Here is a 26,735-nt window from a genome sequence, read left to right as displayed (position 1 = left end):
GGAGAGTTCAGGGCTGGGTGATGTCCTGCTTGCGGAGCAGGCCGGCCACTGTGGCGGCTGTCTCCATCGGGTCCAGCGGGTGCAGGACGGTCGCCTCGACGTTCGCGTACGCGGCCAGCCAGCGGTCGGCGGCCCGGGCGATCACGAGCAGCACGGGCGGGGAGTCCGGGTAGTCGTCCTTGACCTGGCGGGCGACACCGAGGCCACCGGCCGGGGCTGCCTCGCCGTCCAGCACCAGGAGGTCGAGGTCGCGGTCGTCGAGGATCCGGAACACTTCCCGCTGGTCAGTGGCCTCGACGAACTCGATCGCCACGTCGGCGGCGGGCTGCGCGCCGATCGCCAGCCGCATCCGCTCGCGGATGAGCTGGTCGTCGCTGTAGAGCAGTACGCTGTACTTCTTCGCGGTCATCTCGCCAGGCTCCCACGCGTGCGGGTATAGAACGATCGGATCGTACTAGCCGATCCGACACGCGGTTATTCCCACCCCGCCGCATCGAGGGGCGATCTAGGGGCAATAATGGCCCCGTGACTGCGGCCTCAGCGATCGAGAAGAGTCGGATCCACTCTCTGACCAGACCTAACATGGTCAGCGTAGGGACGATCGTCTGGCTCTCCAGCGAACTCATGTTCTTCGCGGCGTTGTTCGCGATGTACTTCTCCATCCGCGCGGCGGCGCCGGGTCTGTGGGAAACCCAGACGGAGAAGCTCAACGTGCCCTACGCGCTTGTCTTCACCATCATCCTGGTGCTGTCCTCTGTGACCTGCCAGTTCGGGGTGTTCGCCGCGGAACGGGGTGACGTGTTCGGCCTCCGGCGCTGGTTCACGGTCACGTTCGTGATGGGCCTGATCTTCGTCCTCGGCCAGGTGAACGAGTACCGCAACCTGGTCAGCCACGAGAACATCACCATCAACGGTGACGGCTACGGCACAGTGTTCTACCTGACCACCGGCTTCCACGGCCTGCACGTGACGGGCGGTCTGATCGCGTTCATCTTCCTGATGATCCGCACGACGCTGTCCCGGTTCACCCCCGCGCAGGCGACCTCGGCGATCGTCGTGTCCTACTACTGGCACTTCGTCGACGTGGTCTGGATCGCGCTGTTCGCCATGATCTACTTCCTGAAGTAGATGGCCCCTCTCCCGTCCCCGTCGAACAACCGCAAGGTGAGGACATGACCTCAAGCGCAGAACAGCCCCGCCGGGTACCGGGCAAGCTCCGGCGCCGCCTCGGTGCGGCGGCCAGGATGCTCGCCGCGCTGGCCCTGGCCGGCGGCGTGTACGCCGCGATCATGCCGGCCTCCCAGGCAGAGGACGCTCCGAAGACCCTGTCCGCCAGGGCCCAGGAGGGCAAGGCCCTCTACGACGTGAGCTGCATCAGCTGCCACGGCACCAACGCCGAGGGCGTCAAGGACCGGGGCCCGAGCCTGATCGGTGTCGGTTCCGCAGCCGTCGAGTTCCAGGTGAGCTCCGGCCGGATGCCGATGGCGGCCCAGGGTGCCCAGGCCGAGCGCAAGGCCGTCGTGCCGCTGTTCGAGGACCCGAAGAAGATCGAGGCCCTCGGCCAGTACATCCAGGAGATCGGCGGCGGGCCGCAGCTCCCCGGCGAGTACGGCGGCGGTGACCCCGCCAACGGTGGCCGCCTGTTCCGCGTCAACTGCGCGCAGTGCCACGGCTACACCGCCGGTGGTGGCGCGCTGTCCTCCGGCAAGTTCGCCCCGCCGCTCGATCCGGCCAACTCGGCCCAGCTGTACGGCGCGATGCTGACCGGGCCGCAGAACATGCCGGTCTTCGGTGACAACCAGCTCACCGTGAAGGAAAAGAAGGACATCATCGCGTACGTCGAGTACATGAAGAACGACATGGACCCCGGTGGCTACGGCCTCGGCCGGATCGGGCCGGCGACCGAGGGTATCGCGATCTTCGTGGTCGGCATCACCTTGTTGGTCTTCACCACCCTCTGGATCGCAGGGAAGTCATGAGCACCCAACACAACGACAGCACCTTCGACCCGGACGAGCCGCACCTGACGCGCTTCGACCTGGTCCGGGAGGGCGCCCGTCGGGACGGCGTGGAGATCGTCCACTACGAACCGCGCTTCGCGAAGGCCGGTACCGCGGCCGAGAAGCGGGTGGAGCGCACGATCGCGTTCTGGTTCATGATCACCGGCCTGGCCGCCCTGGCGTTCGTGGTCGTCTACGTCGCGTGGCCGTGGGAGTACGAGTTCGGCGGGCACCTCGACAAGTGGTACACGCCGATGCTCGGCGCGACCCTGGGCCTGGCGCTGTTCGGCCTCGGCGCCGCGCAGATCATCTGGGCCAAGCGGCTGCTGCCGGCCGAGGTCTCGGTCCAGGAACGGCACGACGACGTGGACACCGTCGAGCAGAAGCTGACCGGTGCCACCCTCGTGAACATGGGCCAGGAGCTGAACGTGTCCCGGCGCCCGCTGCTCAAGGGCGCGATCGCCCTCGGCGCGCTGCCGCTGGGTGCCGCGGCCGTCGTCCCGCTGGGCGGCATGATCGTCGACCCGCACGGGCACGGCGACCCGCTGTTCCACACCGGCTTCGACGCCAAGCAGTTCAACGAGGGCAAGCCGGTCCGGCTGGTCCGCGAGGACGGCACGCCGATCCGCCCGGAGGACGTCAGCGTCGGAGGCCAGATCACCGCCTTCCCCGGCGTGCCGCACGGCACGACGAACGTGCACGCCGACTCGCCGACCCTGCTGATCCACCTGCGTGACAACGACGCGAAGCTCACCCGGGAGAACCTGGGCCGCGTCGAGGTCAACAAGGGCGGCATGTGGCAGAACTTCGTGGCCTACTCGAAGATCTGCACCCACCTCGGCTGCCCGGCCAGCCTGTACGAGCAGCAGACCAACCGTCTGCTCTGCCCGTGCCACCAGTCGCAGTTCCTCATCACCGACAACGCGAAGCCGATCTTCGGCCCGGCCACCCGGCGGCTGCCGATGCTGCCGATCGGCGTGGACGACGAGGGCTTCTTCTACGCGACGTCTGACTACAAGGTGCCGGTTGGCGCGGCGTTCTGGGAGCGGCCATGAAAAAGAAGAGGTTCGACCTCGCGACGCTGCCCGAGCGCAGCGCGAAGGGCATCGACGAGCGTTTCCACGCCTCGACGCCGCTGCGCAGGATGTTCAACAAGGTCTTCCCCGACCACTGGTCGTTCATGCTGGGCGAGATCGCGCTGTACTCGTTCATCGTCCTGCTGCTCACCGGTACCTTCCTCGGCCTGTTCTTCGACCCCTCGATGGAGGAGGTCAAGTACGACGGCGTGTACACGCCGCTCAAGGGCATCGAGATGTCGAAGGCCTACGAGTCCACCCTGGACATCTCGTTCGAGGTGCGCGGTGGCCTGATCATGCGGCAGATGCACCACTGGGCAGCCCTGCTGTTCATGGCCTCGATCGTGGTGCACATGCTCCGGGTGTTCTTCACCGGCGCGTTCCGCAAGCCGCGTGAGGCCAACTGGATGATCGGCTTCCTGCTGTTCTGGCTGGGCTTCATGGAGGGCCTGTTCGGCTACTCCATCCCGGACGACGGCCTGTCCGGCACCGGTCTGCGGGTCATCAACGCCATCACGCAGTCGATCCCGGTGATCGGCTCGTGGGCAGGGTTCGCGCTGTTCGGCGGCGAGTTCCCCGGCACGGTGATCATCCCGAGGTTCTACATCCTGCACGTGCTGATCTTCCCGGCGATCATCCTGGGTCTGATCGCCGCGCACATGGGCCTGCTCGTCAAGCAGAAGCACACCCAGTGGCCCGGCCCCGGCCGGACCAACAAGAACGTGGTCGGCGTCCGGATGTTCCCGGGCTTCGCCATGAAGGGCGGCGGCTTCTTCATGATCACCTTCGCGGTGATCGCGGCGATGGGCGGCCTGTTCCAGATCAACCCGATCTGGCTGTTCGGCCCGTACCAGGCTTCGGTGATCTCCTCGGCGAGCCAGCCCGACTGGTACGTGATGTTCCTCGACGGCATCGCCCGGCTCTGGCCGGCCTGGGAGACCAGGTTCGAGCTGTTCGGCAACGGGTACACGATCCCGCCGATCTTCTGGGCCGCCGTGGTGCTGCCGGGCGTGATCGTGAACATCGGCCTGCTGTACCCGTTCCTGGAGGCCAGGTTCACGAAGGACAAGGAGCAGCACCACCTGCTCCAGCGGCCCCGTGACACCCCGGTGCGTACCGGCCTGGGCATGATGGCGCTGGCGTTCTACCTGGTGCTGTTCGCCTCGGGTGGTAACGACGTCATCGCCCAGCACTTCGACATCAGCCTCAACGCGATGACCTGGATCGGCCGGATCGCGCTGCTGCTCGCCCCGCCGGCGGCGTTCTGGATCTCCTACCGGATTGCGCTCGGCCTCCAGCAGCACGACCGCGAGGTCCTGGCGCACGGCGTGGAGACCGGCATCATCAAGCGGGCTCCCGACGGCCGGTTCTACGAGGTGCACCAGCCGCTCGGCCCGGTCGACGACCACGGCCACGGCCAGCTGGAGTACGAGGGCTGGGTCGTGCCGAAGAAGATGAACCGGATCGGCGCCCTCGGGCCGGCGATCCGCGGCTTCTTCTCGCCGCTCGAGGTTGAGGACAAGGAAGCCCGCAAGGGCAAGGCCAAGGAACTGGCCGGCAAGAAGTAGTTCCACCAGCGAGGATTGGCCCCCGGTACTCCGAGTACCGGGGGCCTTCTCGTGTCGCTGGCTAGCCGGACAGGCCGCGCCGGACAGCCCACAGCGCGGCTTCCGTACGGGAGCCCGAGCCGGTCTTGCGCAGCAGGTTCGACACGTGGACGGTGACCGTCCGGACGGAGATGCCGAGGGAGCTGGCCACCTGCTGGTTGGTCATCCCGGCTGCGATGCGGCCGAGGACTTCGCGTTCGCGGGTGGTGAGCGGGGTGTCGGGCTCGCCGGCCAGCAGCGCGGCGCGTTCGCCGGGGAGCACGGTGGCCGCGACGGCCTCGCGGAGCAGCGGGTAGCGGAACTCGGGCTCGCCGCCNGGCCCCAGCTCGAACAGTCCGAGGTGGACGAGCCTGCGGACGGACTCGTCGTCCGGGCTGGACCGGATGGCTTCCGCCGCCCCGAGCAGGGCCGCGGAGTGGGCGAGCCGGATGACGGCCGGGTCCTCGCCGCTCAGGTTCTCGGTGGCCATCGCGGCGACGTGGCTGGGCAGGGGAGCTTCGGCGAGCGAGCGCGGGCTGTCGCCGCGATGGGCCGCGATGAGCTCGGTCAGCCAGTAGGGGTTGCCGCCGGTACGGGCCTGGGTCTCCTCCGCGTACTCGGCGGAGCCGAACGCCGCCTCGATCACGCAGCCCGTCTCGGCCGGATTCAGCGGGCCGAGGTGCCTGCGGACGGAGCGCGCCGTCCCGCTCAGCCGGGCGAGCACCCGGCCGGCCAGGCTCGGGAACGCCGCTGTGGTCGGCGGGCGGCTGGTGACGACGAGCAGCGCCGGTACGGTGGCCAGCTCCGCCACGAGCGACAGGCTGGCCGGGTCGAGGTGGTGCAGGTCCTCGACGACGATGACGCCGCCGGGTGCCGGGCCGGTCAGCTCCCGTACCGCGTCGACGGCGACCCGCAGCAGCGTGTCCGGCGCGAACCGGCGTACCGGGGCGTCCGGGCGCTGGGTCAGCCAGCCGAGCGCGTCGGCGGGTACGCCGAGCTCGCCGAGGTCGCGGCCGCTGAGCGCGGAGGCGACCCAGTCGTACGGGGCCGGCGCGTGGCTGCGGGCGTGCCCGGCGAGCACGGTGGCCGGTGCCGGGTCGAGTACCGCGAGCGCCTCGGCGACCAGCCTGCTCTTGCCCATGCCAGCCTCGCCGGTGATCACCACGATCTGCCGGGCCGCCCAGGCCTCGCTGATCGCCCGGAGCTCTTCGGCTCGGCCGGCCATCGGCAAGGCGGTCACTGGTGGCTCCAGGGTGCGCTCGTGGCCGCTGGGCGGGGTCGCGCTCGCGGCCGGGGAGTCGTGCGGGGCGTGCCGGGGTCCTACGTACAAGTGCGTACAGACCTTAGCCTGCCCGGCAGGGCATGCTGCCATCATGAGTGATCGCTTCACCCTGCGTCACGCCGCTGCCAGTGATCTCGGCCTGATCCGGCAGGTGAACGAGGACAGCCTGCTGGCCGGCCCGAAGCTGGCGGTGATCGCCGACGGGGTGGGCGGTGAGGTGGCCGGTGAGGTGGCCTCGGCGCTGGCCATCGAGGCGATGGCTGGCCTGGCTGAGACCGCAGGCGACCCGGTGGCCGCCTTCCGGGAGGCCGTGACGGCGGCCAACGCGAAGATCGCTGCCGCGGTGGAGGCCGATCCGGCGCTGGCCGGGATGGCGACGACGCTGACCGGCCTGCTGCTGTCCGGTGACAAGCTGGTGCTGGCCCACGCCGGCGACTCCCGGGCCTACCTGCTGCGTGAAGGCACCCTCACCCAGATCACCCGGGACGACACCTACATCCAGCTCCTCGTCGAGGACGGCCGGATCAGCCCGGCCGAGGCCCTCGTCCACCCGCATCGCAACGTGGTGACCCGGGTGCTCCAGGGATCCCCGATGGAGGCCACGTACGAGGTCCGCAGGCCCGTCCGTGGCGACAGGTACCTGCTGTGCAGCGATGGCCTTTCCGACCTGGCGTCCTTTGAGGACATCGCGGCGGCCCTGCGCGACGAGCCCGACCCGCACCGCTGCACGGCCCGCCTGATCGGCCTCGCGCTCGCCGGCGGCGGCCACGACAACATCTCGGTGATCGTGGTGGACGTGGAGGCGGTGGCGAGTGCCCCGAAGCCCCGCAAGGGCGGGCTGATCCGGGGCCTGATCTCAGCCTTCTTCTAGAACTCGGCCTTTTCCAGTACCGGCTGCGGGGAGCGCTGGATGAGTGCCAGCGCCGACAGTGCGACCAGCCCGGCTGCCGCGCCGAACGCGACCCACGGGCCGGCAGTCCCGGACAGCCAGCCGAAGGAGACGGCCGCGACCGCCCCGGCCAGCTGCAGCGCGAGCGACTGCACGGAGATCACGGTCGCCCGCTCGCCCGCCGTCACGTGGCCGTGCAGGATGGTCGCCCCGGCTGGGCCGCCGATGCCGAGCGCGGTGAAGAGCAGGCAGTACGAGAGGCCGGCGACGATCAGCCCCGCCAGGCCGGTGAGCCGGGCGGAGGCCGCGAGGATCGCGAGGGAACCGGCGGCGATCAGCACGCTGGTGGCGACCGCGCGGGCTGGCGTGCCGAGGGCTTCGCTCACCCGGGTACTCAGTGCGCTGCCCATGCTGCTCGTGGCGAAGCCGAGAGAGGCGACGATCGCGTACGCGATTCCCGCTGTTCCGGGTTTTCCGGTCAGGGTGGCCATCCAGGCAGGAGTGATCAGCTCGATCGTGGCCAGGGCGACGCCGGAGGCCGCCACCACGACCAGGAGGCGGGCGATGGCCTGGTGGCCGACGCTGAGCCGCAGTCCGGTGCGGATCGTGGCAGGGACGCCGCGCAGCACGCCAGCCAGCGTCGTGCGGGGGCGTGCGGCCTCGGGCAGCCCGTACACCGTGAACACCAGGCGTGCCACTTCCACAACGGCGGCGATCAGCACCGGCAGTGCCAGTGACGCGCCGGGTAGCAGCGGAAGCGCTCCGCCAGCGAGCGTCCCGATCCCGAGTGCCGCCGACGCGGCCGCCGAACCGCCCGACAGGCCCTTGCTGAGATCCGCGTCGGGCCCTTCGGCCGCGTGCGTCGCGTCGACGAACCAGGCCTCGGCTGGTCCACTCTGGAGCGCCCGGGCGATGCCGCGCAGGACCGCTGAGGCCACCAGCAGCCCGATCGACTCGGCTAGCCCGAGCAGCAGGAGCCCGGTCAGGCTGGCCACGGCGGAGACCACGAGCACCGTGCGCCGCCCGATCACGTCAGCCAGGCCGCCGGTCGGCAGTTCGAGGAGGGTCACGGTCAGCGAGTAGCCGAGGCCGACCGCGGCGACGGTAGCCAGATCCAGGCCCCGGCTCAGCATCAGGAGCACCAGCGGCGCCAGGTAGAGCCCGGTCGGGAGCCAGATCAAGAAACTGATCATCTTGTACCGGCTGGCGGCGCTCACTCCCAGCCCTCCAGCCGCGGGTACCCGGACACCACGATGGACACCGGCACGGCGGCCGGATTCGCGGCCTCGCGCTCGCGCAGCTCCTCGGCGTGGGCGTAGAACCGGTCCCACAGCTCGGTGACGGCCTCGGGGCTGAGCCGGATCAGCAGGTCGCCGATCCCGGCAGCCTCGATCCACTCGGCCGGCACGTCGGCGATGTGGTGCTGGAACTGGCTGATGTCCCGCTGGAGGTTGCCGACCTGCTGGTTGCGCAGCAGGTGCATGGCCTCCCGGCCCTCGGCTGTGGCGGCGAGCGCCGTGCTGTCCCAGTCGGTGAGCTGGTGGGCGGCCCGCCAGCGGCGCTCACGGCCGTCGGTGCTGGGGTCGTCCTCGATGAATCCGGCCTCGGCCAGCTTGCGCAGGTGGTAGCTGGTCGTGCCGGTGTCGGTGCCCAGCCGCCTGGCCAGGCCGGCCGAGGTGTCCGGGCCGTGGGCGCGCAGCGCGCCGAGCAGGCTGAGCCGGATGGGGTGCGCGAGGGCCTTGAACTCGCCGGTGCTGCTGACCCGGCGCGTGCGCGGATCGGGGGACTCGGGGGGTGTCATGCTCCGACCGTACCAACCGCAGAGGAAATTCTGCAAACAAAATTCTGTAGTAGTTGTTGATCACCAGCCCCTTGGGTGCCGGACCGCCAGCGGCTAGCGTCCAGCCATGACTTTTGTTGACGAGTGGCGGCAGTGGCGAGCCAAGCGGGAGGCCGCAGTGGTCGCGCGGGGCGGGTCGGCGACGCTGACCGGTACCCACTGGCTGTACGGGGACACGGTCATCGACGACATCCCCGGCACGTGGCGCACCGAGGGCACCGGCGTCCGGGTCACCGGCGCCGACGGCCTGACCCTCGACGGCGAGCCGATCACCGAGGCGCTGGTCTACGAGGACTCGCGGCTCTGGTACGGCGAGATCGAGCTCCTGATCATCCGGCGGGGCGAGGACTTCGCGGTCCGCGCCTACGACGTGAACTCTGAGGCGGCCCGCTCCTTCCAGGGCATCGACACGTTCGAGCCCGACCGGAAGTGGGTGATCCCCGCCCAGTTCACCCCGGCGGACCCCTTCGACACCGTGCACATCGAGCACAGCTACACCGACCGGGTCGCCGACTACCCGCTGCTCGGCACCCTGTCGTTCGAGGTGGACGGCCAGCCGGTCGAGGTGCTCGCCCTGCACGGCGGCGAGAACATCGCGCACATCACGTTCCGCGACGGGACGAGCGGGAAGGAGAGCTACGGGGCAGCCCGGTTCCTCTTCCCGCAGGTACCGCAGGGCGGCGGCCCCGTGGAGCTCGACTTCAACCGGGCCAGCCTGCCGCCGTGCGCGTTCTCCGACGCGTTCGTCTGCCCGCTGCCCCCGGAGCAGAACGTGCTGCCGTTCCGGGTCGAGGCCGGCGAAAAGTCGCTGAGGTCGTCCGAGTAGGGCGAAAAGTTCCGGCCGGCCCGTGTGCGGATGCTCACCGGGCCGGCCAGGAACTGCCCGCGGTCACCAGCACGACTGAGGTACCCGAGAGCCCAACCCTCGAGGAGACCCCAGTGCTACGCAGGCTGCACTTCTACGCAGGCATCCTGGTCGCCCCGTTCCTGCTGGTCGCAGCCCTGAGCGGCTTCCTGTACGCGCTCGCGCCCCAGCTCGACCAGGTCGTCTACAGCCGCGAACTGTCCACGGAACCCGGCACCACCCGCCTGCCCGTCGCCGACCAGGTCAAGGCGGCCCAGGCCGCGGTACCGGGCGGCGAGCTGGTCAGCGTCACCCTCCCCGAGGGCGCGGAAGCGACGACCCGGGTGAACTTCGAAGGGCAGAGTGCCTACGTCGACCCGTACACCGGCAAGGTGCGCGGCGTCCTGGACACCGTCGACGGCAACACCCCGCTGACGGCCTGGCTGGCTGACCTCCACAAGAACCTGCACCTCGGCGAGCCCGGCCGGATCTACTCGGAGCTCGCGGCGAGCTGGCTCTGGGTACTGGTCCTCGGTGGCCTGATCCTCTGGTGGCGGCGTAACCGGCGCCTTGCCGTCCGCCCGGAGAAAGGTGCCAAGGGTGTCCGCAGGACCAGGTCGTGGCACGCGAGTGCCGGCGTCTGGCTCACGCTCGGCCTGCTCTTCCTCTCCGCGACCGGCCTGACCTGGTCCACCTACGCCGGCGAGAACTTCCAGCAGGCCCTCACCTCACTCAGCGCCACCCCGCCGAAGCTGAACACCACGCTCCCCAGCGCACCCGCCGCCGCAGCCCCGGCCGGTGAACACGCAGGTCACGGCATGTCAGCCGGGGTCTCCACGATCAACGGCGACATCGACGCCATCCTCACCACCGCCCGCGACGAGGGCCTGTCCGGCCCCGTCGAGATCACCCTCGCGGGCCCCGGCAAGGCCTGGGTCGTCGCCCAGACGGACAAGACCTGGCCGGTCCGCCTCGACAAGGCGGCCATCGACCCGGCCACCGCCACCATGACCTCCCGGGCCAGCTGGGACGACCGGCCGCTGCTGTCCAAACTGTCCAACCTCGGCATCCACGCCCACATGGGCAACCTGTTCGGCCTGGCCAACCAGGTGGTCCTGGCCGCGATCGCGCTCGGCCTGGTCTTCGTGATCATTTTCGGGTACCTGATGTGGTGGCAGCGCCGCCCCACCCGCGCCGACCGCCGCGCCCCGCTCGGCGCAGCCCCCGCCCGGGGCGGCTGGCGCGACCTCCACCCAGCCGTCATCACCCTCGTCCCGCTCGTGATCGCGGCCGTCGGCTGGGCCATCCCCCTACTGGGTATCAGCCTGGCAGCCTTCCTGGCGATCGACCTGCTGGCCGGACTGCGGACCAGGCTCCGCCGGAGCTGATCCCTGGCGCGTACGGCGCGGGTACCTCACCGGGGTACCCGCGCCTCGTGTCTCAGGCGATCGCGGCGATCTCCCCGTCATCGAAGTAGATCGCCTGGTGAAGCCGGCCGCCCAGGGCCTCAGCGAACCGCGCGACGACCTCCTGCCCGGAGATCTGCCCCTGCTCGATCTGCGACACCCGGCCTTTGGTCACGCCCATCCGCTCAGCCACCTGCTGCTGGGTCAGCCCGCGCGCCTTGCGGATCTCGGCGAGCCGGTGCCCGACGATCTCCGCGAGCATTTCCTGCTTGCCTGCCTCCACCGCCTCAGCTCCGCCAGCCCGCTCGACGTGCTCCGCCCGGATGTCCTTCCACCGGCTGTAGCTGGTCATCCTGCCGCCTCCTCGTCGCGGGTGCGTTCCTTCGACTGCCAGTGCCCCGACTTGTCGCCCCGTATCCGGGCAGGCTGGGCAGCGGCCGCGGCTGACCAGATCTGGACAACCATCGGGATTCCAGCCTGGCCACAACTGGACTGACTGTAAACCGCCGGCAGACGTGGCAGCGGTAACGGCGCCCGGGCACGGGTTGGGCAGGCTGGCCGCGGTTCGCTTCGCGCGGAGGCCCCCCGGGGCCGGAGCGCGAAGGGAACCTGCTGAAGCGGCCAGTCTGCCCAACCCCGGCCAGCACGGCACGAACGTGGGATCTGCCGGTGGCCTGGAGTTCTTAGACTCATCGGCATGAGCGAACTTGAGCTGGAGCCCATGGACGACCCGGCCGACCACGAGCCGACCGTCGTCACCTCGACCTTCTCGGACGGGCACACCGAGACGATGACCGACGTCGACGGCGACGGGTACGCCGACAAGGTGGAGATCGACCGTGACGGCGACGGGCACGCCGAGGTCGTCTACACCCACGGCTACGGGCCCGGCCACGACCTGGACACCGCGACCGTGGACACGGACGGCGACGGCAAGTACGACGCCGTGTACTCCGACCGGAACCACGACGGCCGCGTCGACCTGTACGCCGAGGACCACAACCACGACGGCATCGCCGACGTCGCGATCGCGGACCAGAACTACGACGGCCGGGCTGACCTCGCCCTCAAGGACGAGGACTTCGACGGCGTCGCTGACGTGACCGTGACCGACACGAACAACGACGGCACCTACGACACCGTGCACTACTCGCAGCCGGGCCGGCTGGCTGGTGACCCGTTCGGGGCGAACTAGCCCCGCCAGGGGTATACAGGATCAGGGGAAGCTGGCAGATCGCCGATCTGCCAGCTGATTGGTGTCTCCGGTGAGGACAGAGCACTGTGGATGGTGTGGCGCGCATCATCAGACCCTGAGGTGAGGAGGTCTAGATCTTGAGGATGAGCTACCCCTAGTGGGCGGCCTGAGGTTAACCCCCGGGTGGCTTCGGGGGCTTCCCGGATGGTTCCGAAGTGGCCGGTCCGCGAGGCTCTTCTACGGGCCGGCGAAGGGATCGGCCCGCCTCAGGGGGAGGAAGTCGAAATGTCTAAGGGGCCCTGGACGGTACGTGTAGCGCGGTACAGCGCCACGAACCCGTGGCGGGTGATCGGCCTGTGGCTGGTCTTCGTCGCGCTCTGCTTCACGGTCGGCCAGGTGGTCGGGGTGAACGAGGCCACGAACGACGACCAGAACATCGGTGAGGTCAGCAGGGCCTCCCAGATCGCCGAGGACGGCAAGTTCCCGAAGGAGCCGTCGGAGAACATCCTCATCACGGCGCAGTCCGGCAGCCTGGACAAGGCGCAGGCCGACAAGGCCGCCGAGGCGGTCAAGGCGAGGATGACCGGGCTCACCGGCATGGTGACCACTGTGGACGATCCGGTCCCGTCGCCCGACGGCAAGGCCGTGGTCGTCAAGGTCAACCTCAAGGAACTGCCGAAGGGCGAGAAGCACGACGTCGACAAGCTGCTCGACGCCACGGCCGCGGTGCAGAAGGAGTACCCGGGGCTGCGGATCGAGGAGGTCGGTGGCCTGTCCATCGGCAAGGCCCTCAACGACACCCTCGGCAAGGACTTCCAGAAGGCCGAGCTGTTCAGCATCCCGGTGACGCTGGCCATCCTCTTGATCGCGTTCGGCGCGCTGATCGCCGCCGGCGTACCGCTGCTGCTGGCGCTGTCCGCCGTCGCCTCCGCGATCGGCCTGTCGGCAGCCGCCTCGCACCTCGTACCGGCCGTCGACGCGGTCAGCAGCGTCGTCCTGCTGGTCGGCATGGCTGTCGGTGTCGACTACTCACTGTTCTACCTCCGCCGGGAGCGTGAGGAACGCGCCAAGGGCATGTCGCACATCGACGCCATCGAGCTGGCCGCCAAGACCTCCGGCCACGCGGTCGTGGTCTCCGGCTTCGCGGTGATCGTGTCGATGGCCGGCATGTTCCTCGCCAACGACACCGTGTTCTCCTCGATGGCTGTCGGCTCGATCCTGGTGGTCGCCATCGCGATGGTCGGCTCGCTGACCGTGCTGCCCGCAGTGCTCGGCAAGCTGGGCCGCTGGGTGGACCGCCCCCGGGTTCCCTTCCTGTGGCGGCTCACCGCCCCGAAAAGCACCCCGCCGAAGTTCTGGCCGTTCGTGCTCCGCCCGGCGCTGCGGTACCCGGTCGTCACGTTCCTCATCTCGGGGCTCGCGCTCGCCGCGCTCGCGGTCCCGGCGCTGAACATGAAGCTCCGGCTGCCCGGCGAGGCCGACCTGCCCCGGACCACGTCCGTGATGCAGGCCTACGACCGGATGACGGCGGCCTTCCCGAGCACCGGTACGGCGCACATGGTCGCGATCAAGGCTCCGGCCGCCGCGAAGGACCAGGTCGCCAAGGCCGTGGAGAACCTGACGAACCGGACCAAGGGTGACGCGCTCTTCGCCCAGGACGGCCTGTCCAAGCCCCGGGTGTCCGCTGACGGCACGGTGACCCTGGTGTACGTGGCCACGCCGTACTCCAGTGGGAGCACGCAGGCCCACGACTCGCTCGACAAGCTCCGCAAGACGCTCGTGCCGGAGACGATCGGCACCCTGTCCGGCGCGCAGTACGCGGTCGGCGGCGAGGTGGCCGGTGACGTGGACTACGCGGCGCACGTGAAGGAGAAGCTGCCGCTGGTCATCGGGTTCGTGCTGCTGCTCACGTTCGTGATGATGACCTTCGTGTTCCGCTCGGTCGTGGTGGCACTGACCGCGATCCTCCTGAACATGCTGTCGGTCGGCGCGGCCTACGGCCTGCTCGTCGCGGTCTTCCAGAACGGCACCTGGGCGGAGAGCCTGCTGGACTTCCGCTCGACGCACTCCGTGGTGTCCTGGCTGCCGCTGTTCCTCTTCGTGATCCTGTTCGGCCTGTCGATGGACTACCACGTGTTCGTGGTCAGCCGGATCCGCGAGGCCCGGGACCGCGGCCTGTCCAACCGGCAGGCGGTCGCCGAAGGCATCACGTCCTCGGCCGGCGTCGTGACCAGCGCGGCGGTCGTCATGGTCGCGGTGTTCGGGATCTTCGCCACCCTGAGCACGATCGACATGAAGCAGCTCGGCGTGGGCCTGGCGGCGGCGATCCTGATCGACGCGACGCTGATCCGCGGTGTGGTGCTGCCGAGCCTGATGACCCTGCTGGGCGAGGCGAACTGGTGGGCGCCGAAGTTCCTCCGCCGCAAGCCGGCGCCGGCGGAGCCGAAGCACCGCGAGCGTGAGTACGCCCAGGTCGGCTAGCCAGGTTTGACCCGGCGGCAGCCGGGTAACGCAGAGCACAGGGCAGTCCCCGCACCGGGGCCTGCCCTGCGCTCGTGTGCGCGGAACAGGCCTGCCGGAGTGTAGGTGACCCGGTGATGGGTATCACCGTGGCCGGGGCTGGTCCTAGCATGTGGCTGATTCGCAGGATTATGAAGAGACCTCATCGTTCCCGCTTCCCCCTAACAGCGGGCGACGTACGCTGTGCCTGGACACGAAGGAGTGGGAGCCGGGATGACGGACTTCAAGCTGGAGCACACAGGCGGTTCACTCGAACTGCCCGTCCAGGAGGCCACGGAGGGACCTGGCGGTCTCGGGATCGGCAAGCTGCTCAGCACGACGGGGCACGTCACCCTCGACCCGGGGTTCGTGAACACCGCCTCGTGTACGTCGGCCATCACCTACATCGACGGTGACGCCGGCATCCTGCGCTACCGCGGCTACCCGATCGTGGACCTGGCCGAGAAGTCGACCTTCCTCGAGACGTCCTACCTGCTGATCTACGGCGAGCTGCCGACTCCGGCCCAGCTGGAGGAGTTCACAGAGCAGATCCGGATGCACACGCTGCTGCACGAGGACATGCGCCGCTTCTTCAAGAACTTCCCGAGCGACGCGCACCCGATGGCTGTGCTGTCCTCGGCGGTCAACGCGCTGTCCACCTTCTACCAGGACAGCCTCGACCCGTTCGACCAGAAGCAGGTGGAGATGTCCACCATCCGGCTGCTGGCGAAGGTGCCGACGATCGCGTCGTACGCCTTCAAGAACTCGATCGGCCAGCCGCTGATGTACCCGGACAACTCCCTCGGGTACGTGGAGAACTTCCTGCGGATGACCTTCGGCTTCCCCACCACGGACTACGAGGTGGACCCGGTCGTCGCGCGCACGCTCGACATGCTGCTCATCCTGCACGCCGACCACGAGCAGAACTGCTCGACGTCGACGGTGCGCCTGGTCGGCTCGGCCAACGCGAACCTGTTCGGCTGCGTCGGGGCCGGCATCACCGCGCTGAGCGGCCCGCTGCACGGCGGCGCGAACTCGGCGGTGCTGGAGATGCTCGAGGGCATCAAGGAGTCCGGCGGCGACGTCCGTGGCTTCGTCCGCCGGGTGAAGGACAAGGAGCCCGGCGTCAAGCTGATGGGCTTCGGTCACCGCGTCTACAAGAACTTCGACCCGCGCTCGGTCATCGTGAAGAAGGCCGTGCGGGACGTGCTGGACCGGATGGCCAAGCCGGACCCGCTGCTGGACCTGGCGATGGAGCTGGAGGAGCTGGCGCTGGCCGACGACTACTTCGTCTCCCGCAAGCTCTACCCGAACGTCGACTTCTACACCGGCCTGATCTACAAGGCGATGGGCTTCCCGACGCACATGTTCACCGTGCTGTTCGCGATGGGCCGCCTGCCCGGATGGATCGCCCAGTGGCGCGAGATGATCGAGGACCCGGCGACGAAGATCGGCCGTCCGCGGCAGGTCTACACCGGCCCGCTGGAGCGCCGCTACCCGGCGTAACCCTTATTCTGCCGCACCGCCCCGGTTCCACAGTGGAGACACTGGAACCGGGGCGGTGCTGTACGTTGGCTCGCATGCTTCCAGCGGTACTGCGTGTGGGCGAGGAGCGCTTCGCGCTCACGGACCGGGCGACCGGCGAGCTGTTGCGCGCGCCGGGGGAGCTGACGGCGGTGGGCAGGTTCGTGGCCGGTGCGGCCGGCGGGTACGTGGCTCCGGCGCGGGCGGCCGGCGGGTCGTGGGGGTTCGTCGACCACACCGGACGGTGGCTGATGGAGCCGGTGCTCGACGATGTCCGGGGGTTCTCGGAGGGCCTGGCCGCCGTGAAGCGTGACGGCCTGTGCGGGTACGTGGACGTGCGCGGCGAGTTCGCGATCGAACCGAGGTTCGGCAAGGCTGCGGCGTTCCGGGAGGGGCTGGCGGCTGTCCGGGAGGGTGAGGCGCCGACCCGGTACTACGTCGACGTGACGGGTGAGCGGGCGGTTCCCGGTGACTTCTGGGCCGCTGGGCACTTCTCTCCGGTGGGCCTGGCTCCGGTCCGGGTCACGGCTGGCGGGCCGGTCGGGTATGCCGACCGGGCGGGCCGGATGGTCGTCGAGCCGAGGTTCGAGGAGGCGCTGGGGTTCTCGGCTCAGGGCGCTGCTCCGGCTCGTACCGGGAAGAAGTGGGGTTTGGCCGGGTGTGACGGAAGCTGGATCCTCTCGCCGCGCTACAGGCAGATCGGCGCTTTCACCAGTGACGGCCTGGCCTACTTCGCCGAGCTGGACCACTGGCAGGACGGCGGCGGCTATCTCGACGCGACCGGCGCGGTCGTCCTGAGGGGAGACCGGCACCTGTCGAGCCGCATGGTGTGCGGCGTGGCCCGGACCGGCCTGTCGATGCTGAGTTTCGCGGGGCCGCGTGGCTTCGAGGGCCGTTTCCTGTGGGCTCAGGACTTCAGCTCGGCCGGTGCCACGGTCGCGCTGCGCGAGGATGACGTGTGGGGCGTGCTGCGTGCTGACGGCACGTTCCTGCCGGTCCCGCATCCGGAGCCGGTCACCGACGACGAGGGCTGGGTGCTGGGTTTCGGCTCCGGGCATGGCATAGCGCCGTTCCTGACCGAAGAACATTCCCTTGTGTACCTGGATGAGCACGCCACCCCGCTCGCCACCTTCGCCTCTGGCCCCGGCGGCCAGGAACTCCGCTCGGCCGCAGGCGGGGTCGTCTGGCGGGACGGCCCCGGCAAGCGCCACTATCGCTTCCTGTCCCGCCGCCCCGAGGACCTGGCAGAGACGGCCGACGACGTCCTGGTCGTCGCCGACCGCCTCCAGCGGGCCGACCCGGCCCCCTTCGCGACGTACTTCATGTCCTACGGATTCCTGACCGAGGAGGCCGGGCTGGAGGAGTGGGACGACGAGGACATCTTCACTGGCGCCCTCGCGTACCTGGCCAGCGCGTATGTGAACGACGAGATCTGGGGCGAGTACCAGTTCCTCGACACGCGGACGGCTGAGGCCATCCAGCGGGCCTTCGACGGGCACGTGGCGCGGCTGGCCGCCCACTATGGAACTCCGCTGGAGGACGTGCACGGGATGCGGGGCAGCGATGCGGGCGCGACGCGCTCGTGGCTGCTGCCCGACGGCCGGCTGCTCACGGTCGAGCAGGACTCGAACTACGGCGACGGCGACTTCGAGTACATGATCTGGCTGGCCGTCAGGGAGCGGTAGCCGCGTGGGCGAGGATCTCGTCCACTGACCACTGGTCGTAGGCGTGCTCGCCGTACTTGCTGGCCACGATCCGCCCGTCCGGGGCGATCAGGAAGTCGCCGGGCAGGCCGAGCCGCCCGCCCTCCTGCCTCAGCGCCGGGTTCTTGTCGCGGCGGCGGAGCGCGGTGCCGATCGCCCGGAGGATGTGCCGCCACGCGCGCGGGTCGAGCAGGGCGCGCAGCGAGGACTCGACGCCGAACTCGCGGTACAGGACCCTGCCGGGGTCGGCGATCACGGCGAACGGCAGGTGCGCGGCGTGTTCGAGCAGCTCTGTGGCCGTGGAGTGGAAGACGGCCACCTCGCGGACGCCGGCTGCCGCGATCTCGTCGTGCCGGACGGCCACCGACCGCAGGTGCAGGTTGCACACCGGGCACCCGGCGAACCTGCGGAACTGGATGTGCACGAGGCCGCCCGGGTCGGGGACGGGGACCGGGCGGCCGTGGATGTCGGTGAGGACGCGGGTGGACACGGCGGTGCTGGGCATGGTGGACCTCCGTTAGGTGTACGAGGTACGCCTACGACGGTATGAGCGTATCTTGTACGCTGTCAAGGCCATGCCACGCCCGCGCTCACTGACCCCGGCCGCGCTCGCCGCCGCAGCCCTCGCCGTCCTCGACCGCGAAGGGCTCCCTGGCCTGACCATGCGCTCGGTCGCCACGGAACTCCACATGAGCACGATGGCCCTGTACCGCTACGTGCCCGACCGCTCCGCGCTGGAACGGCTGGTCGTCGACCTGGTCGTCTCCGGTACCGACCTCGGGCTCCCGGCCGGCCTGCCGTGGCGCGAGCAGCTCGCCGTCCTCACCGGGCGCATCCGTACCCAGATCGGTGCCCATCCAGCGGTCGTCCCGCTGCTGCTCAGCCACCGGCACACGTCACCGGGCACGCTCGCGTGGGGTGACGCCGTCCTCGCGGTCCTGGCCGGTGCCGGGTTCGGCGCGCGGGCCCGGGTGATCGCGTTCCGTGCCCTCCTCGCGTACCTGCTGGGCGCGTTGCAGGCCGGGCACCTCGGGCCGCTGTCCGGCTCAGGTACGGGCGTGATGGCCGGGCTGAGCGGGACCTATCCCCACCTGGCCGCCACGGCCCGCGCCGCCCAGGCGATCACCGCCGGCGAGGAGTTCGACGGCGGCCTGGCGATCGTCCTGCGTGGACTGTCGCCGGACAGCTAGGCCGCTGCCTGCTGCTTCTTTTTGTCCTCGATGGCCGCCAGGTGCTCGTCTCCCCAGAGGCCGAGCGGGAGCAGCGCCGCGTTCAGGCTCTGGCCTAGGGGCGTCAGCGAGTACTCCACCTTCGGCGGCACCTGGTGGAACACCTCGCGGTGCACCACGCCGTCGCACTCCATCTCCCTGAGCTGCTGGATCAGCATCTTCTCGCTGATGCCGTCCAGGTCGCGGCGCAGCTCGCCGAACCGGCGCGGCTCGGCGTGCAGCGCCCACAGGATCAGTGCCTTCCACTTGCCGCCGATCACGTTCATGGCGGCGTCGAGCCCGCACGAGAACATCCTGCCGCGCATCGTCCCAGCTCCGATCACTTACCTCTAGGTAAGTACCTGACTTTTTAGTAGGTACTTGCTGAACCTAGCGCGCCGGGGCACGCTGGAGAAGGCCCCAAGATCAGGTGGCCGTCAATCCAGCACTGTGGACAGAGGGGCGCATCATGTCTCCGGTACGTCAAGTCTCCGTGATCGGGCTCGGCCTGATGGGCTCAGCGCTCGCCGGGGCACTGCTCGACGCGGGCCAGGCCGTGACCGTGTGGAACCGCTCGGCGGCCAAGGCCGGGCCGCTGACGGCGCGCGGCGCCAGCCTCGCGGCCTCGGTGTCGGAAGCCGTCGCGGCCAGCCCGATCGTCGTGGTCTGTGTCGCCGACAACGCGACGGTGGAAAGCCTGCTCGGCCCGGTCGCGGCCGGGCTCGGCGGGAAGACGCTGGTCAACCTGACGAACGGCACGCCGGAACAGGCCAGGGCACTGGCGGCCTGGGCGGCCGGCGCTGGTGTGACCTATGTGGACGGCGGGATCATGGCCGTACCGCAGATGATCGGCCAGCCCGGCGCGCTGGTCCTGTACAGCGGGGAGTCCGAGCCCCCGGCCGTGCTGTCGGCCTTCGGCAAGCCGGTGTACCTCGGTACCGACCCCGGGCTCGCCGCGCTCTACGACCTCGCGCTGCTCAGCGGCATGTACGGCCTGTTCGCCGGGTTCTACCAGGCGATGGGGCTGGTCCGGAGCGCCGGTGCCGGGGCGGCCGAGTTCATGGAGCTGCTCGGGCCGTGGCTGTCGGCGATGTCGGGCATGCTCCCGGCCTTCGCCGCCGAGATCGACGCGGCCGCGTACCACACCGACGTCGCCAGTCTCGCCGTCAACGCGGACGCGCTCGCCAACATCGGGCAGGCGAGTCAAGACCAGGGCGTCAGCTTCGACCTTCTCCAGCCAGTCAAGGAACTCATCGAGCGGCGGGTGGCCGCCGGGCACGGGGCCGACAGCCTGTCCAGCCTCGTCGACACTCTCATCACGAAAGGGAACTCATGAACGCGTACGCGGGTAAGAAGGCCGTCGTCACGGGCGGCACCATCGGCATGGGCCTGGCGATCTCCAACCGCCTGCTCGACGGCGGAGCGGAGGTCGTGCTGACCGGGCGCAACGAACAGAACCTGGCTGCGGCTAGACAGTCGCTCGGCGAGGGCGCGCACGTCCTGCGCTCGGACGCAGGGGACCTGGGGGACATCGCGGCTCTGGCGGAGTACACGGAAAAGAATCTCGGCCAGATCGACGCGCTGTTCGTGAATGCCGGCGTCTCGGTGCTCGAACCTTTCGCCGAGGTCAGCGAGGCGACCTACGACTGGATCTTCAACGTCAACGCCAAGGGTGCCTTCTTCACGGTGCAGAAGCTGGCCCCGCTGATCGCCGACGGCGGGTCGATCGTGTTCACGACGGCGGTCACCAACCTCGGCGGTTTCCCGACGATGAGTGTCTACTCGGGATCGAAGGCCGCGATGTGGTCCTTCGCCCGCGTGTTCGCCTCGGAGCTGCTGCCGCGCGGGATCAGGGTCAACGCGGTCAGCCCCGGATTCGTGAAGACGCCGACGATGGGTGTCACGGGGGCGCCGGCCGAGGAGCTGGCCGCCTTCGAGGCCGAAGGTAACCACCTCACCCCGATGGGCCGGATCGGCACTCCTGAGGAGATCGCGAAGGCCGCGCTGTTCCTGGCCTTCGACGCGACGTTCACGACCGGCTTCGAGCTGGGCGTCGACGGCGGCCTCGGCCGCAACGTGGTCGCGGTGCCCGCCTGATCAGGCCCGGTTCCGCTGCCTGAACACGATCGTCATGCCGAGTGCGGCACTCGCCGGGATCGCGAGGTCCCCGGTGCTCGTCGCTGCCGGGGCGAAACCGGCGCTGAGCAGATAGTCTCGCGTTTCGGCCAGGTCCGCGACCTCCACAGTGGACGACAGGAAACTGGGGAGAGGTAGTGCCTGTCCGCTGCCCGGGAACAGATCCGGTACTGCGGACGCGGCGGCCACGGTCACGGTCGCGTCGCCCAGCTCGAAGTGCCGGACCGTAGCCGTGCCGGTGGCGCTGCGGCCGAGGTACGCCGCGTATCGGCCCTCGGTCTCGCGCAGGGCGTCGTCGGCGACGGCGAGCAGGCAGCCGGTCAGCGCCACGGCCCCGTTGGCGTGGCGGGGGTGGACGAGATCTGTGGCTGGTGCGTCGCTGGCCAGCCCGATCCGGCCCTCGGGGACCCGGCCAGGCTCCGGGCCGTCGATCTCCAGGTACCTGACGGGCAGCATCCTGACTCCCGCGCTGGTCTCGGCCGGGCGCTGCACCGCGTGCAGCCCGCCGTGGCCGACTCCAGCCGCGGTGAGCCGGGCGGCAGCCGCCTCGGGATCGTGCGAGTCGAACATCGCGATGTGCATGCCCTCGAAGCGCTCCAGGCAGGCACTCAGGTTGGCGGCCGTCGAACGGATCGCGGCGAGCACGCCGGGCAGACTGTCCTCCGGGACGCTGATCGGCAGCAGCCGAGCGCCGGGCGGGACGCTGCCCGGGCCGGCCGCGATGGTGACCAGCTCGATGAACCCGCCGGGGAAGCGCACATGCGTGTTGCCAGCCCCGATCGGCTCCGGCGGGCCGCCGGGGACCCCCGGCAGCGCGGGGTAGGACATGCCGGGGACGGTGAAGCCGAGCCTGCGGTACAGGGCGACGGCGGCAGCCGGATCCCCGACGAGGTGCCCGACGTGGTGCAGCCCCGTGATGTCGTACTCAGGCATGATCGGCCTCCCTGGGAGTGTGCTGGTACGCGGCCGCGCGGAATCCGGCGCTCAGCCGCTCGAAGACGCCGATCACCGCCGGGGCCGCCGTGGCGTACGAGCGGGCGGCTGGCCGGCGCGCCGGGCCGTATGCCCGGTGCAGCACCTCGGCGAGCCGGTCGGCCCGCTCCGGCACGTCCGGTGGCTCGCCGGCCAGGAACGGATCGACGGTGAAGAAGCCGTACGCGATGGCCTGCACCGGATACCCCACCGCCGCCGGATCAGCCCCGTCGCGGAGCAGCCCGTGCTGGGCGAGCAGGCCCAGGTACTCCTCGGAGGCCAGCAGCTTCGCCCCCTGCACCGGTTTCCGGGCCGGGCTGGTCAGGAACCCGCCGAGCGTGCCGGCGTCGCGCGTGAACAGGGCGCGCAGCACCGGCCGCCCCATCGCCTCGACGTAGAACCTGCGCAGGTACCGGTCGAGTGCGATCTCGGCGGGATCCGCGCGCATCGCCGCGACCACCGCCTCGAACGTGGCCACGGCCTCCTGGGCCGCCACCGCGAAGAACACCTGGTCCTTGCTCCGCCAGTGCAGGTAGATCGTGCCCTTGCCGATGCCTGCCCGCTGCGCGATGTCGGCGATGGTGACCTTCGGATAGCCCCAGCGGAGCAGGAGTTCCCGGGCCGCGTCCATGATCCGGTCGGCGCGTTCCTCGTTCGCCATCGCCTGGGCCTCCATTCTGGACAGTAACTCGTGACCAGAATAGCTTTCTGGTCACGAGTCACCAAGCCTCAGACGCGTGTCAGCCGAGTCTGGCCAGCTCGGACGGGGTGAGATCCAGGTCGGCGGCGGCCGCCGAGTCGCGGATCGTCTCCGGGCGGCTCGCGCCGGGGATCGGGATCACCACCGGCGACTGTGCGAGCAGCCAGGCCAGCGCGACCTGCTGCGGGCTGGCCTCCCGCTCCGCCGCGACGTCGTGGAAGGCGTTGCGGGTGGGTGCCTCGCCCGGGCCGTCCAGCGCCGACCGGGAGATGCCGCCGAGCGGGCTCCAGGGCAGGAAGGCCAGGCCCAGCTCGGCGCAGGTCTCCAGCTCGGCTGCGGCTTCCCGGTGCCCGGCGGAGAATCTGTTCTGTACCGAGACCAGACGGCCCCCGAGGATCGCAGCCGCTTCGCGGATCTGCGCCGAGCTGACATTCGACAGCCCCACCTGCCGGATCTTGCCGGCCTCCGCGAGCTCGGCCAGCGCGCCGACGGATTCGGCGAAGGGTACGGCCGGGTCGGGCTTGTGGAGCTGGTAGAGGTCGATCGCCTCGACGCTTAGCCGCCGGAGTGAGCGCTCGGCCGCGGCTTTCAGGTGGGCCGGGCTGCCGGTCACGGTCCACGAGCCGTCGCCTGGCCTGCCGCGCCCGCCCTTCGTCGCGACGAGCACGTGATCGGCCGGCCCGTACGCCGCGAGCGCCCGGGCGATCAGCTCCTCGTTGTGTCCTTCCTCCCCGGCGTGCCAGTGGTACGAGTCGGCGGTGTCGAGCAGCGTCACCCCCGCGTCCAGCGCCGCGTGGATGGTGGCGGACGCCCGGGCCTCGTCCGGCCTGCCCTCGATGGACAGCGGCATCGCGCCGAGCCCGATCGCGCTGACGTCACGGGTGCCGAGGGTGCGGGTACGCATCAGGAGAGCTCCTTGAAGACGGCGGGCAGCCAGCTGGAGACGTGGCTGAACGGGAAGCCGAGGGCCTGGGCGCGGGCGTTGTCCATGCCGTAGTACCTGGCGAAGGAGAAGGGGGAGACGGGCTCACCGGGGTCGGCCGTCCGGTACACCGGAGTGGCGGCGATCTGTCCACAGAGGTCAGTCGCCGTCAGCTCGCCGTGTGAGCAGGCGTTGACCGGCCCGGTGAACGTGCCGTCGGCCGCCCAGTGCAGGAACGCCGCCATCTCGGGGGCGTGGATGAAGGAGGACGGCTGGTCCTCGGCCGCGACGACGATCGGCTCGCCGGCCCGGGCCCGGGTCGCGTAGTGCTCCAGCCGCCCGGTGAAGTCCCCGGCGCCGAGGACGTGCCCGGCCCTGACCGTCACGTACGGCAGGCCGGAACGCGCCAGCACCGCCTCCGCCTGCCGCTTGCCCTCGGCGTACTCCCAGGTCACAGCATTCAGGTCGACCGGCAGCGCCGCGAGGTCGATGGCGGACTCGGTGAGCGGGGCCGTGCCGCCGGCCACCCCGTCGTACACCTCGATCGTGGACGTCATCACGTACCGGCTGGTCCGGCCGGCGAAGACGCGGGCTGCGGCGGCGGCCTGGCGCGGGGTGTAGAGGACCTGGTCGAGTACGACATCGAAGGCCTGGTCTCGCAGGGCTTCGGTCAGGGCCGCCTCGTCGTCCCGGTCGGCCACGACGTGCGCGACGCCCTCCGGCACCGCAGCCGAGCCCCTGTTGACCACCGTCACCGCGTGGCCCGCGTCGCGCAGCCGCAGGACCAGGTCTTTCCCGAAGTACCGGCTGCCGCCGATCACCGCGATCCGTTTCATGATCGATAGCCTGCCGGTTAGCATCGGTTAGCAGAAGTGGTGACTTGCTAAACCAGCTGTTAGGAAAACTGATGATCGACGTCCAGCGGCTCCGGGTACTCCGCGAGGTGGCCCGGCACGGCAGCTTCAGCAAGGCGGCCGCAGCGCTCCGCTTCACCCCCTCGGCCGTCTCCCAGCAGATCGCCGCGCTGGAACGCACCCTCGGTGCGGCGGTGGTGGACCGCAGCACCCGTGGCGTCGTCCTCACCGAATCCGGCCGCCTCCTCGTCGAGGCTGCCGAGGTCATCACCGCCGAGCTGCACCACGCCCAGCGGCGGATCGAGCAGCTGACGACCCGCCGGACCCGGCTCACGATCGCGACCTTCACGAGCGGCGGCCGGAAACTGCTGCCCGCCGCGCTGACCGCGTTCACCGCCGACCACCCGGAAGCCGAGCTCGTCGTGCTGGAACGCGAGCCGGAGTTCAGCCTGCCGCTGCTGCGGGAAGGCCAGGCGGACATCGCGCTCGCGTACCACTTCGACGGCCCGCTCCCCGTCCGCGCCGGCCTGACCTGGACCCCGATCCGCGACGATCCGATGTGGATGGTGCTGCCGGCCGGTCACCCGTACGCGAGCCGGGCCGAGCTGGACCTCGCGGACCTGGCCGGCGAGCGCTGGGTCATGGGCTGCATGAAGACCAGCGACTACCTGCACCGGTACGCCGCACGGGCCGGCTTCGAGCTGACGGTCGCGGCGAGCACGACGGACTACTTCTTCGCCCAGGCGCTCGTCTCCGCCGGGGTCGGCGTCGCCCTGATCCCGGAGGTCGCGCTGGACCCGGCGGCTGACATCGCCGCCGTACCGGTCACGTCGCCCCGCCCGGCCCGGCACATCGGCATCGCCATGCCCCGCCGCGACAACCCGCTGGCCGAAGCCCTCCGCGCACACCTGCTGAGCCCCTGACGGCACGGGCACGGTGACCGTCGATCATTGAACTTCTGTAAACGGTCATGCTCGGATCGTGCGTTGATGGCTCCCCGCCGCTGCCGGATCGTAGAGGCATCACCACGACGGAGTTCACGCCAGTTCAGGAGAACGCCAGCATGACAGCACAGAGCATCATCGACTACATCGATGGCCTGCCGGAAGACCTGCGGGAGATCGGGCACCGGATCCTCCCGGTCATCGAGGCCGTCATGCCGGAGCAGACCGGCGCGGTCTGGCACGGGCATCCGGTGTGGAGCCTCGGCTCCAAGCCGGGACAGCAGCCGGTCTGCCTGATCAAGGGCTACACCTCGTACCTCACGTTCGGCTTCTGGCGCGGCCAGGAGGTCGCCGACGACTCGGGCCTGCTCGTGCCCGCAGCCCGGCAGATGGCCACCATCAAGCTCAAGTCGGCGTCCGACATCGACACGGCGCTGTTCACCCGGTGGCTGGAGTCGGCTGTGGCACTCGAGAAGGTGAACGGCTGATGGCCGGCAAGGTCGTCTCCGCGATGTCCATCTCCGTCGACGGGTACGTCGGGACGCCCGACATGGACCAGTGGATGCCCGTCCACGAGCGCCTCCACCGCTGGGTCTTCGACCTGGCGGCGTGGCGGTCGCGCCAGGGCATGGAAGGCGGGCGCGAGGACGTCTCCTCCGGCCTGGTCGCCGAGGAGTTCGCCACGACCGGGGCCTACGTCCTCGGCCGGAACATGTTCGACTTCGGCGAGGAACCGTGGGGCGACGAGCCGCCGTACGAGGCACCGGTCTTCGTCGTCACCAACCGGGAACGCGAGACCCTGGTCAAGGGCAAGACGACGTTCCACTTCGTGACCGGAGGGCTCGAACTGGCCATCGAGCGGGCCAAGGAGGCCGCAGGGGACCGGAACGTGTTCGTCTCGGGCGGCGCCAGCATCGTCCAGCAGAGCATCAAGGCCGGGCTGCTGGACGAACTGCACCTCCACCAGGTACCGGTGCTGCTCGGCGAGGGCATCCGGCTGTGGGACGGGATCGGTACACAGTGGAAGGAACTCGCCCCGGCCCGTGTGACCCTGGGCGAGGGCGTGACGCACCTCTACTACACCTTCTAGCTGTACCAGGCCAGGACGTTGGTAGCGGTGGTGTCTGGTTGACATGTGAAGAACCTCCGGGTGGG

28 protein-coding genes are annotated in these 26,735 nt (G+C 70.0%); 17 read left to right on the top strand and 11 right to left on the bottom strand.

Features of this window, described 5'->3' with window-relative positions:
* Positions 1 to 7: 7 nt before the first annotated feature.
* Positions 8 to 409, bottom strand: a complete 402-nt coding sequence (locus tag A3G1_RS0110030) for a response regulator (RefSeq protein ID WP_018349343.1) — start codon at positions 407 to 409, stop codon at positions 8 to 10.
* A 116-nt stretch (positions 410 to 525) separates the two neighbouring features.
* Here A3G1_RS0110030 and ctaE point away from each other — a divergent pair, with 116 nt between their 5' ends.
* From ctaE to qcrB, 4 genes are read left to right on the top strand one after another with little or no spacing between them, the layout of a single operon-like run.
* Positions 526 to 1,128, top strand: coding sequence for an aa3-type cytochrome oxidase subunit III (ctaE, locus tag A3G1_RS0110025; protein ID WP_026211989.1), 603 nt, complete (start codon positions 526 to 528; stop codon positions 1,126 to 1,128).
* Between the two features lie 44 nt (positions 1,129 to 1,172).
* The gene (gene qcrC, locus A3G1_RS0110020) at positions 1,173 to 1,979 is read left to right on the top strand and encodes a cytochrome bc1 complex diheme cytochrome c subunit (RefSeq protein ID WP_018349341.1); all 807 of its coding nucleotides are present in this window, start codon (positions 1,173 to 1,175) and stop codon (positions 1,977 to 1,979) included.
* Positions 1,976 to 3,055 (top strand): cytochrome bc1 complex Rieske iron-sulfur subunit, encoded by a 1,080-nt coding sequence (qcrA, locus tag A3G1_RS0110015; protein WP_018349340.1) that lies wholly within the window; start codon positions 1,976 to 1,978, stop codon positions 3,053 to 3,055. Before qcrC ends, qcrA begins: the two co-directional genes overlap by 4 nt.
* Positions 3,052 to 4,644: a cytochrome bc1 complex cytochrome b subunit gene (gene qcrB / locus A3G1_RS0110010; protein ID WP_018349339.1), complete on the top strand. Its 1,593-nt coding sequence runs from the start codon at positions 3,052 to 3,054 to the stop codon at positions 4,642 to 4,644. The genes qcrA and qcrB overlap by 4 nt, the downstream gene beginning before the upstream one ends.
* A 61-nt stretch (positions 4,645 to 4,705) precedes the next feature.
* Here the strand turns inward: qcrB and A3G1_RS0110005 are convergent, their stop codons facing one another.
* Entirely contained in the window at positions 4,706 to 5,887 is a 1,182-nt protein-coding gene (locus tag A3G1_RS0110005) for a helix-turn-helix domain-containing protein (protein WP_040478028.1), read from the bottom strand.
* 148 nt (positions 5,888 to 6,035) lie between these two features.
* On the opposite strand from A3G1_RS0110005, the gene A3G1_RS34105 reads away from it, so the two are divergent.
* On the top strand, positions 6,036 to 6,815 hold the full coding sequence (locus A3G1_RS34105) for a PP2C family protein-serine/threonine phosphatase (protein ID WP_018349337.1): 780 nt from the start codon (positions 6,036 to 6,038) through the stop codon (positions 6,813 to 6,815).
* Here the strand turns inward: A3G1_RS34105 and A3G1_RS34100 are convergent.
* Entirely contained in the window at positions 6,812 to 8,026 is a 1,215-nt protein-coding gene (locus A3G1_RS34100) for an MFS transporter (protein WP_040478026.1), read from the bottom strand. The two genes, A3G1_RS34105 and A3G1_RS34100, sit on opposite strands and share 4 nt — an antisense overlap.
* A 20-nt stretch (positions 8,027 to 8,046) precedes the next feature.
* On the bottom strand, positions 8,047 to 8,634 hold the full coding sequence (locus A3G1_RS0109990) for an ArsR/SmtB family transcription factor (RefSeq protein ID WP_018349335.1): 588 nt from the start codon (positions 8,632 to 8,634) through the stop codon (positions 8,047 to 8,049).
* A 106-nt stretch (positions 8,635 to 8,740) separates the two neighbouring features.
* On the opposite strand from A3G1_RS0109990, the gene A3G1_RS0109985 reads away from it, so the two are divergent.
* Complete coding sequence (locus A3G1_RS0109985) at positions 8,741 to 9,499, top strand: DUF1684 domain-containing protein (RefSeq protein ID WP_083936838.1); 759 nt, start codon at positions 8,741 to 8,743, stop codon at positions 9,497 to 9,499.
* 113 nt (positions 9,500 to 9,612) lie between these two features.
* On the top strand, positions 9,613 to 10,905 hold the full coding sequence (locus A3G1_RS0109980; RefSeq protein ID WP_018349333.1) for a PepSY-associated TM helix domain-containing protein: 1,293 nt from the start codon (positions 9,613 to 9,615) through the stop codon (positions 10,903 to 10,905).
* A gap of 52 nt (positions 10,906 to 10,957) precedes the next feature.
* Here the strand turns inward: A3G1_RS0109980 and A3G1_RS0109975 are convergent, their stop codons facing one another.
* Positions 10,958 to 11,275, bottom strand: a complete 318-nt coding sequence (locus A3G1_RS0109975) for a helix-turn-helix domain-containing protein (protein ID WP_018349332.1) — start codon at positions 11,273 to 11,275, stop codon at positions 10,958 to 10,960.
* A 345-nt stretch (positions 11,276 to 11,620) separates the two neighbouring features.
* On the opposite strand from A3G1_RS0109975, the gene A3G1_RS41710 reads away from it, so the two are divergent.
* The 4 genes from A3G1_RS41710 to A3G1_RS38365 all read left to right on the top strand — a co-directional run bounded on the left by A3G1_RS41710 (position 11,621) and on the right by A3G1_RS38365 (position 17,826).
* Positions 11,621 to 12,118: a hypothetical protein gene (locus A3G1_RS41710; protein ID WP_018349331.1), complete on the top strand. Its 498-nt coding sequence runs from the start codon at positions 11,621 to 11,623 to the stop codon at positions 12,116 to 12,118.
* A 285-nt stretch (positions 12,119 to 12,403) separates the two neighbouring features.
* On the top strand, positions 12,404 to 14,599 hold the full coding sequence (locus tag A3G1_RS0109965; RefSeq protein ID WP_018349330.1) for an MMPL family transporter: 2,196 nt from the start codon (positions 12,404 to 12,406) through the stop codon (positions 14,597 to 14,599).
* 252 nt (positions 14,600 to 14,851) lie between these two features.
* A complete protein-coding gene (locus A3G1_RS0109960; RefSeq protein ID WP_018349329.1) occupies positions 14,852 to 16,123 on the top strand; it encodes a citrate synthase in 1,272 nt (423 codons plus the stop codon).
* Between the two features lie 74 nt (positions 16,124 to 16,197).
* Positions 16,198 to 17,826, top strand: coding sequence for a WG repeat-containing protein (locus tag A3G1_RS38365; RefSeq protein ID WP_018349328.1), 1,629 nt, complete (start codon positions 16,198 to 16,200; stop codon positions 17,824 to 17,826).
* Here A3G1_RS38365 and A3G1_RS0109950 read toward each other — a convergent pair.
* On the bottom strand, positions 17,813 to 18,349 hold the full coding sequence (locus A3G1_RS0109950; protein ID WP_018349327.1) for a peroxiredoxin-like family protein: 537 nt from the start codon (positions 18,347 to 18,349) through the stop codon (positions 17,813 to 17,815). The genes A3G1_RS38365 and A3G1_RS0109950 overlap by 14 nt on opposite strands.
* A 70-nt stretch (positions 18,350 to 18,419) precedes the next feature.
* Here A3G1_RS0109950 and A3G1_RS0109945 point away from each other — a divergent pair, with 70 nt between their 5' ends.
* Positions 18,420 to 19,034 (top strand): TetR/AcrR family transcriptional regulator, encoded by a 615-nt coding sequence (locus tag A3G1_RS0109945; protein ID WP_245563469.1) that lies wholly within the window; start codon positions 18,420 to 18,422, stop codon positions 19,032 to 19,034.
* On the opposite strand, the gene A3G1_RS0109940 is transcribed toward A3G1_RS0109945, so the two are convergent.
* Positions 19,031 to 19,378 carry a winged helix-turn-helix transcriptional regulator gene (locus tag A3G1_RS0109940; RefSeq protein WP_018349325.1) on the bottom strand — a complete coding sequence of 116 codons (348 nt, stop codon included), beginning with the start codon at positions 19,376 to 19,378 and terminating at the stop codon, positions 19,031 to 19,033. The genes A3G1_RS0109945 and A3G1_RS0109940 overlap by 4 nt on opposite strands.
* Positions 19,379 to 19,521: 143 nt before the next feature.
* Between A3G1_RS0109940 and A3G1_RS0109935 the strand changes: the two genes are divergently transcribed.
* Together A3G1_RS0109935 and A3G1_RS0109930 are read left to right on the top strand one after the other, a co-directional pair.
* Positions 19,522 to 20,388, top strand: coding sequence for an NAD(P)-dependent oxidoreductase (locus A3G1_RS0109935; protein WP_026211987.1), 867 nt, complete (start codon positions 19,522 to 19,524; stop codon positions 20,386 to 20,388).
* On the top strand, positions 20,385 to 21,149 hold the full coding sequence (locus A3G1_RS0109930; RefSeq protein ID WP_018349323.1) for an SDR family oxidoreductase: 765 nt from the start codon (positions 20,385 to 20,387) through the stop codon (positions 21,147 to 21,149). Before A3G1_RS0109935 ends, A3G1_RS0109930 begins: the two co-directional genes overlap by 4 nt.
* Here the strand turns inward: A3G1_RS0109930 and A3G1_RS0109925 are convergent, their stop codons facing one another.
* From A3G1_RS0109925 to A3G1_RS0109910, 4 genes are all read right to left on the bottom strand, one after another.
* The gene (locus tag A3G1_RS0109925) at positions 21,150 to 22,121 is read right to left on the bottom strand and encodes a VOC family protein (protein WP_018349322.1); all 972 of its coding nucleotides are present in this window, start codon (positions 22,119 to 22,121) and stop codon (positions 21,150 to 21,152) included.
* Positions 22,114 to 22,821: a TetR/AcrR family transcriptional regulator gene (locus A3G1_RS0109920; protein ID WP_018349321.1), complete on the bottom strand. Its 708-nt coding sequence runs from the start codon at positions 22,819 to 22,821 to the stop codon at positions 22,114 to 22,116. Before A3G1_RS0109920 ends, A3G1_RS0109925 begins: the two co-directional genes overlap by 8 nt.
* Before the next feature lie 79 nt (positions 22,822 to 22,900).
* Complete coding sequence (locus A3G1_RS0109915) at positions 22,901 to 23,764, bottom strand: aldo/keto reductase (RefSeq protein ID WP_018349320.1); 864 nt, start codon at positions 23,762 to 23,764, stop codon at positions 22,901 to 22,903.
* Positions 23,764 to 24,618, bottom strand: coding sequence for an NAD-dependent epimerase/dehydratase family protein (locus A3G1_RS0109910; protein ID WP_018349319.1), 855 nt, complete (start codon positions 24,616 to 24,618; stop codon positions 23,764 to 23,766). The genes A3G1_RS0109915 and A3G1_RS0109910 overlap by 1 nt, the downstream gene beginning before the upstream one ends.
* Positions 24,619 to 24,689: 71 nt before the next feature.
* On the opposite strand from A3G1_RS0109910, the gene A3G1_RS0109905 reads away from it, so the two are divergent.
* The 3 genes from A3G1_RS0109905 to A3G1_RS0109895 all read left to right on the top strand — a co-directional run bounded on the left by A3G1_RS0109905 (position 24,690) and on the right by A3G1_RS0109895 (position 26,670).
* Positions 24,690 to 25,559 carry a LysR family transcriptional regulator gene (locus A3G1_RS0109905; protein WP_018349318.1) on the top strand — a complete coding sequence of 290 codons (870 nt, stop codon included), beginning with the start codon at positions 24,690 to 24,692 and terminating at the stop codon, positions 25,557 to 25,559.
* 140 nt (positions 25,560 to 25,699) lie between these two features.
* Positions 25,700 to 26,068, top strand: a complete 369-nt coding sequence (locus A3G1_RS0109900) for a DUF1801 domain-containing protein (RefSeq protein WP_018349317.1) — start codon at positions 25,700 to 25,702, stop codon at positions 26,066 to 26,068.
* Positions 26,068 to 26,670 (top strand): dihydrofolate reductase family protein, encoded by a 603-nt coding sequence (locus tag A3G1_RS0109895; protein WP_018349316.1) that lies wholly within the window; start codon positions 26,068 to 26,070, stop codon positions 26,668 to 26,670. The genes A3G1_RS0109900 and A3G1_RS0109895 overlap by 1 nt, the downstream gene beginning before the upstream one ends.
* The last annotated feature ends 65 nt before the right edge of the window (positions 26,671 to 26,735 follow it).

Origin of the sequence: Longispora albida DSM 44784 (genome assembly GCF_000379825.1) — a bacterium.
Classification (GTDB): Bacteria; Actinomycetota; Actinomycetes; order Mycobacteriales; family Micromonosporaceae; genus Longispora; species Longispora albida.
The sequence above is the reverse complement of the archived record's forward strand: the minus strand, read 5'-3'. Positions and strand labels throughout refer to the sequence as shown.

Excerpts from the sequence above, each read along its gene's own strand:
- A3G1_RS0109910 (WP_018349319.1), bottom strand. The coding sequence starts at position 24,618 with ATGAAACGGATCGCGGTGATCGGCGGCAGCCGGTACTTCGGGAAAGAC.
- A3G1_RS41710 (WP_018349331.1), top strand. The coding sequence starts at position 11,621 with ATGAGCGAACTTGAGCTGGAGCCCATGGACGACCCGGCCGACCACGAG.
- A3G1_RS0109935 (WP_026211987.1), top strand. The coding sequence starts at position 19,522 with ATGTCTCCGGTACGTCAAGTCTCCGTGATCGGGCTCGGCCTGATGGGC.
- qcrB (WP_018349339.1), top strand. The coding sequence starts at position 3,052 with ATGAAAAAGAAGAGGTTCGACCTCGCGACGCTGCCCGAGCGCAGCGCG.
- A3G1_RS34100 (WP_040478026.1), bottom strand. The coding sequence starts at position 8,026 with ATGATCAGTTTCTTGATCTGGCTCCCGACCGGGCTCTACCTGGCGCCG.
- A3G1_RS0109975 (WP_018349332.1), bottom strand. The coding sequence starts at position 11,275 with ATGACCAGCTACAGCCGGTGGAAGGACATCCGGGCGGAGCACGTCGAG.
- A3G1_RS0109925 (WP_018349322.1), bottom strand. The coding sequence starts at position 22,121 with ATGCCTGAGTACGACATCACGGGGCTGCACCACGTCGGGCACCTCGTC.
- A3G1_RS0109920 (WP_018349321.1), bottom strand. The coding sequence starts at position 22,821 with ATGGCGAACGAGGAACGCGCCGACCGGATCATGGACGCGGCCCGGGAA.
- A3G1_RS0110030 (WP_018349343.1), bottom strand. The coding sequence starts at position 409 with ATGACCGCGAAGAAGTACAGCGTACTGCTCTACAGCGACGACCAGCTC.
- A3G1_RS0109985 (WP_083936838.1), top strand. The coding sequence starts at position 8,741 with ATGACTTTTGTTGACGAGTGGCGGCAGTGGCGAGCCAAGCGGGAGGCC.
- qcrC (WP_018349341.1), top strand. The coding sequence starts at position 1,173 with ATGACCTCAAGCGCAGAACAGCCCCGCCGGGTACCGGGCAAGCTCCGG.
- A3G1_RS0109940 (WP_018349325.1), bottom strand. The coding sequence starts at position 19,378 with ATGCGCGGCAGGATGTTCTCGTGCGGGCTCGACGCCGCCATGAACGTG.
- A3G1_RS0109930 (WP_018349323.1), top strand. The coding sequence starts at position 20,385 with ATGAACGCGTACGCGGGTAAGAAGGCCGTCGTCACGGGCGGCACCATC.
- A3G1_RS0109990 (WP_018349335.1), bottom strand. The coding sequence starts at position 8,634 with ATGACACCCCCCGAGTCCCCCGATCCGCGCACGCGCCGGGTCAGCAGC.
- A3G1_RS38365 (WP_018349328.1), top strand. The coding sequence starts at position 16,198 with ATGCTTCCAGCGGTACTGCGTGTGGGCGAGGAGCGCTTCGCGCTCACG.
- A3G1_RS0109950 (WP_018349327.1), bottom strand. The coding sequence starts at position 18,349 with ATGCCCAGCACCGCCGTGTCCACCCGCGTCCTCACCGACATCCACGGC.
- A3G1_RS34105 (WP_018349337.1), top strand. The coding sequence starts at position 6,036 with ATGAGTGATCGCTTCACCCTGCGTCACGCCGCTGCCAGTGATCTCGGC.
- A3G1_RS0109900 (WP_018349317.1), top strand. The coding sequence starts at position 25,700 with ATGACAGCACAGAGCATCATCGACTACATCGATGGCCTGCCGGAAGAC.
- A3G1_RS0109915 (WP_018349320.1), bottom strand. The coding sequence starts at position 23,764 with ATGCGTACCCGCACCCTCGGCACCCGTGACGTCAGCGCGATCGGGCTC.
- qcrA (WP_018349340.1), top strand. The coding sequence starts at position 1,976 with ATGAGCACCCAACACAACGACAGCACCTTCGACCCGGACGAGCCGCAC.
- A3G1_RS0109945 (WP_245563469.1), top strand. The coding sequence starts at position 18,420 with ATGCCACGCCCGCGCTCACTGACCCCGGCCGCGCTCGCCGCCGCAGCC.
- A3G1_RS0109960 (WP_018349329.1), top strand. The coding sequence starts at position 14,852 with ATGACGGACTTCAAGCTGGAGCACACAGGCGGTTCACTCGAACTGCCC.
- A3G1_RS0109895 (WP_018349316.1), top strand. The coding sequence starts at position 26,068 with ATGGCCGGCAAGGTCGTCTCCGCGATGTCCATCTCCGTCGACGGGTAC.
- A3G1_RS0109905 (WP_018349318.1), top strand. The coding sequence starts at position 24,690 with ATGATCGACGTCCAGCGGCTCCGGGTACTCCGCGAGGTGGCCCGGCAC.
- A3G1_RS0109965 (WP_018349330.1), top strand. The coding sequence starts at position 12,404 with ATGTCTAAGGGGCCCTGGACGGTACGTGTAGCGCGGTACAGCGCCACG.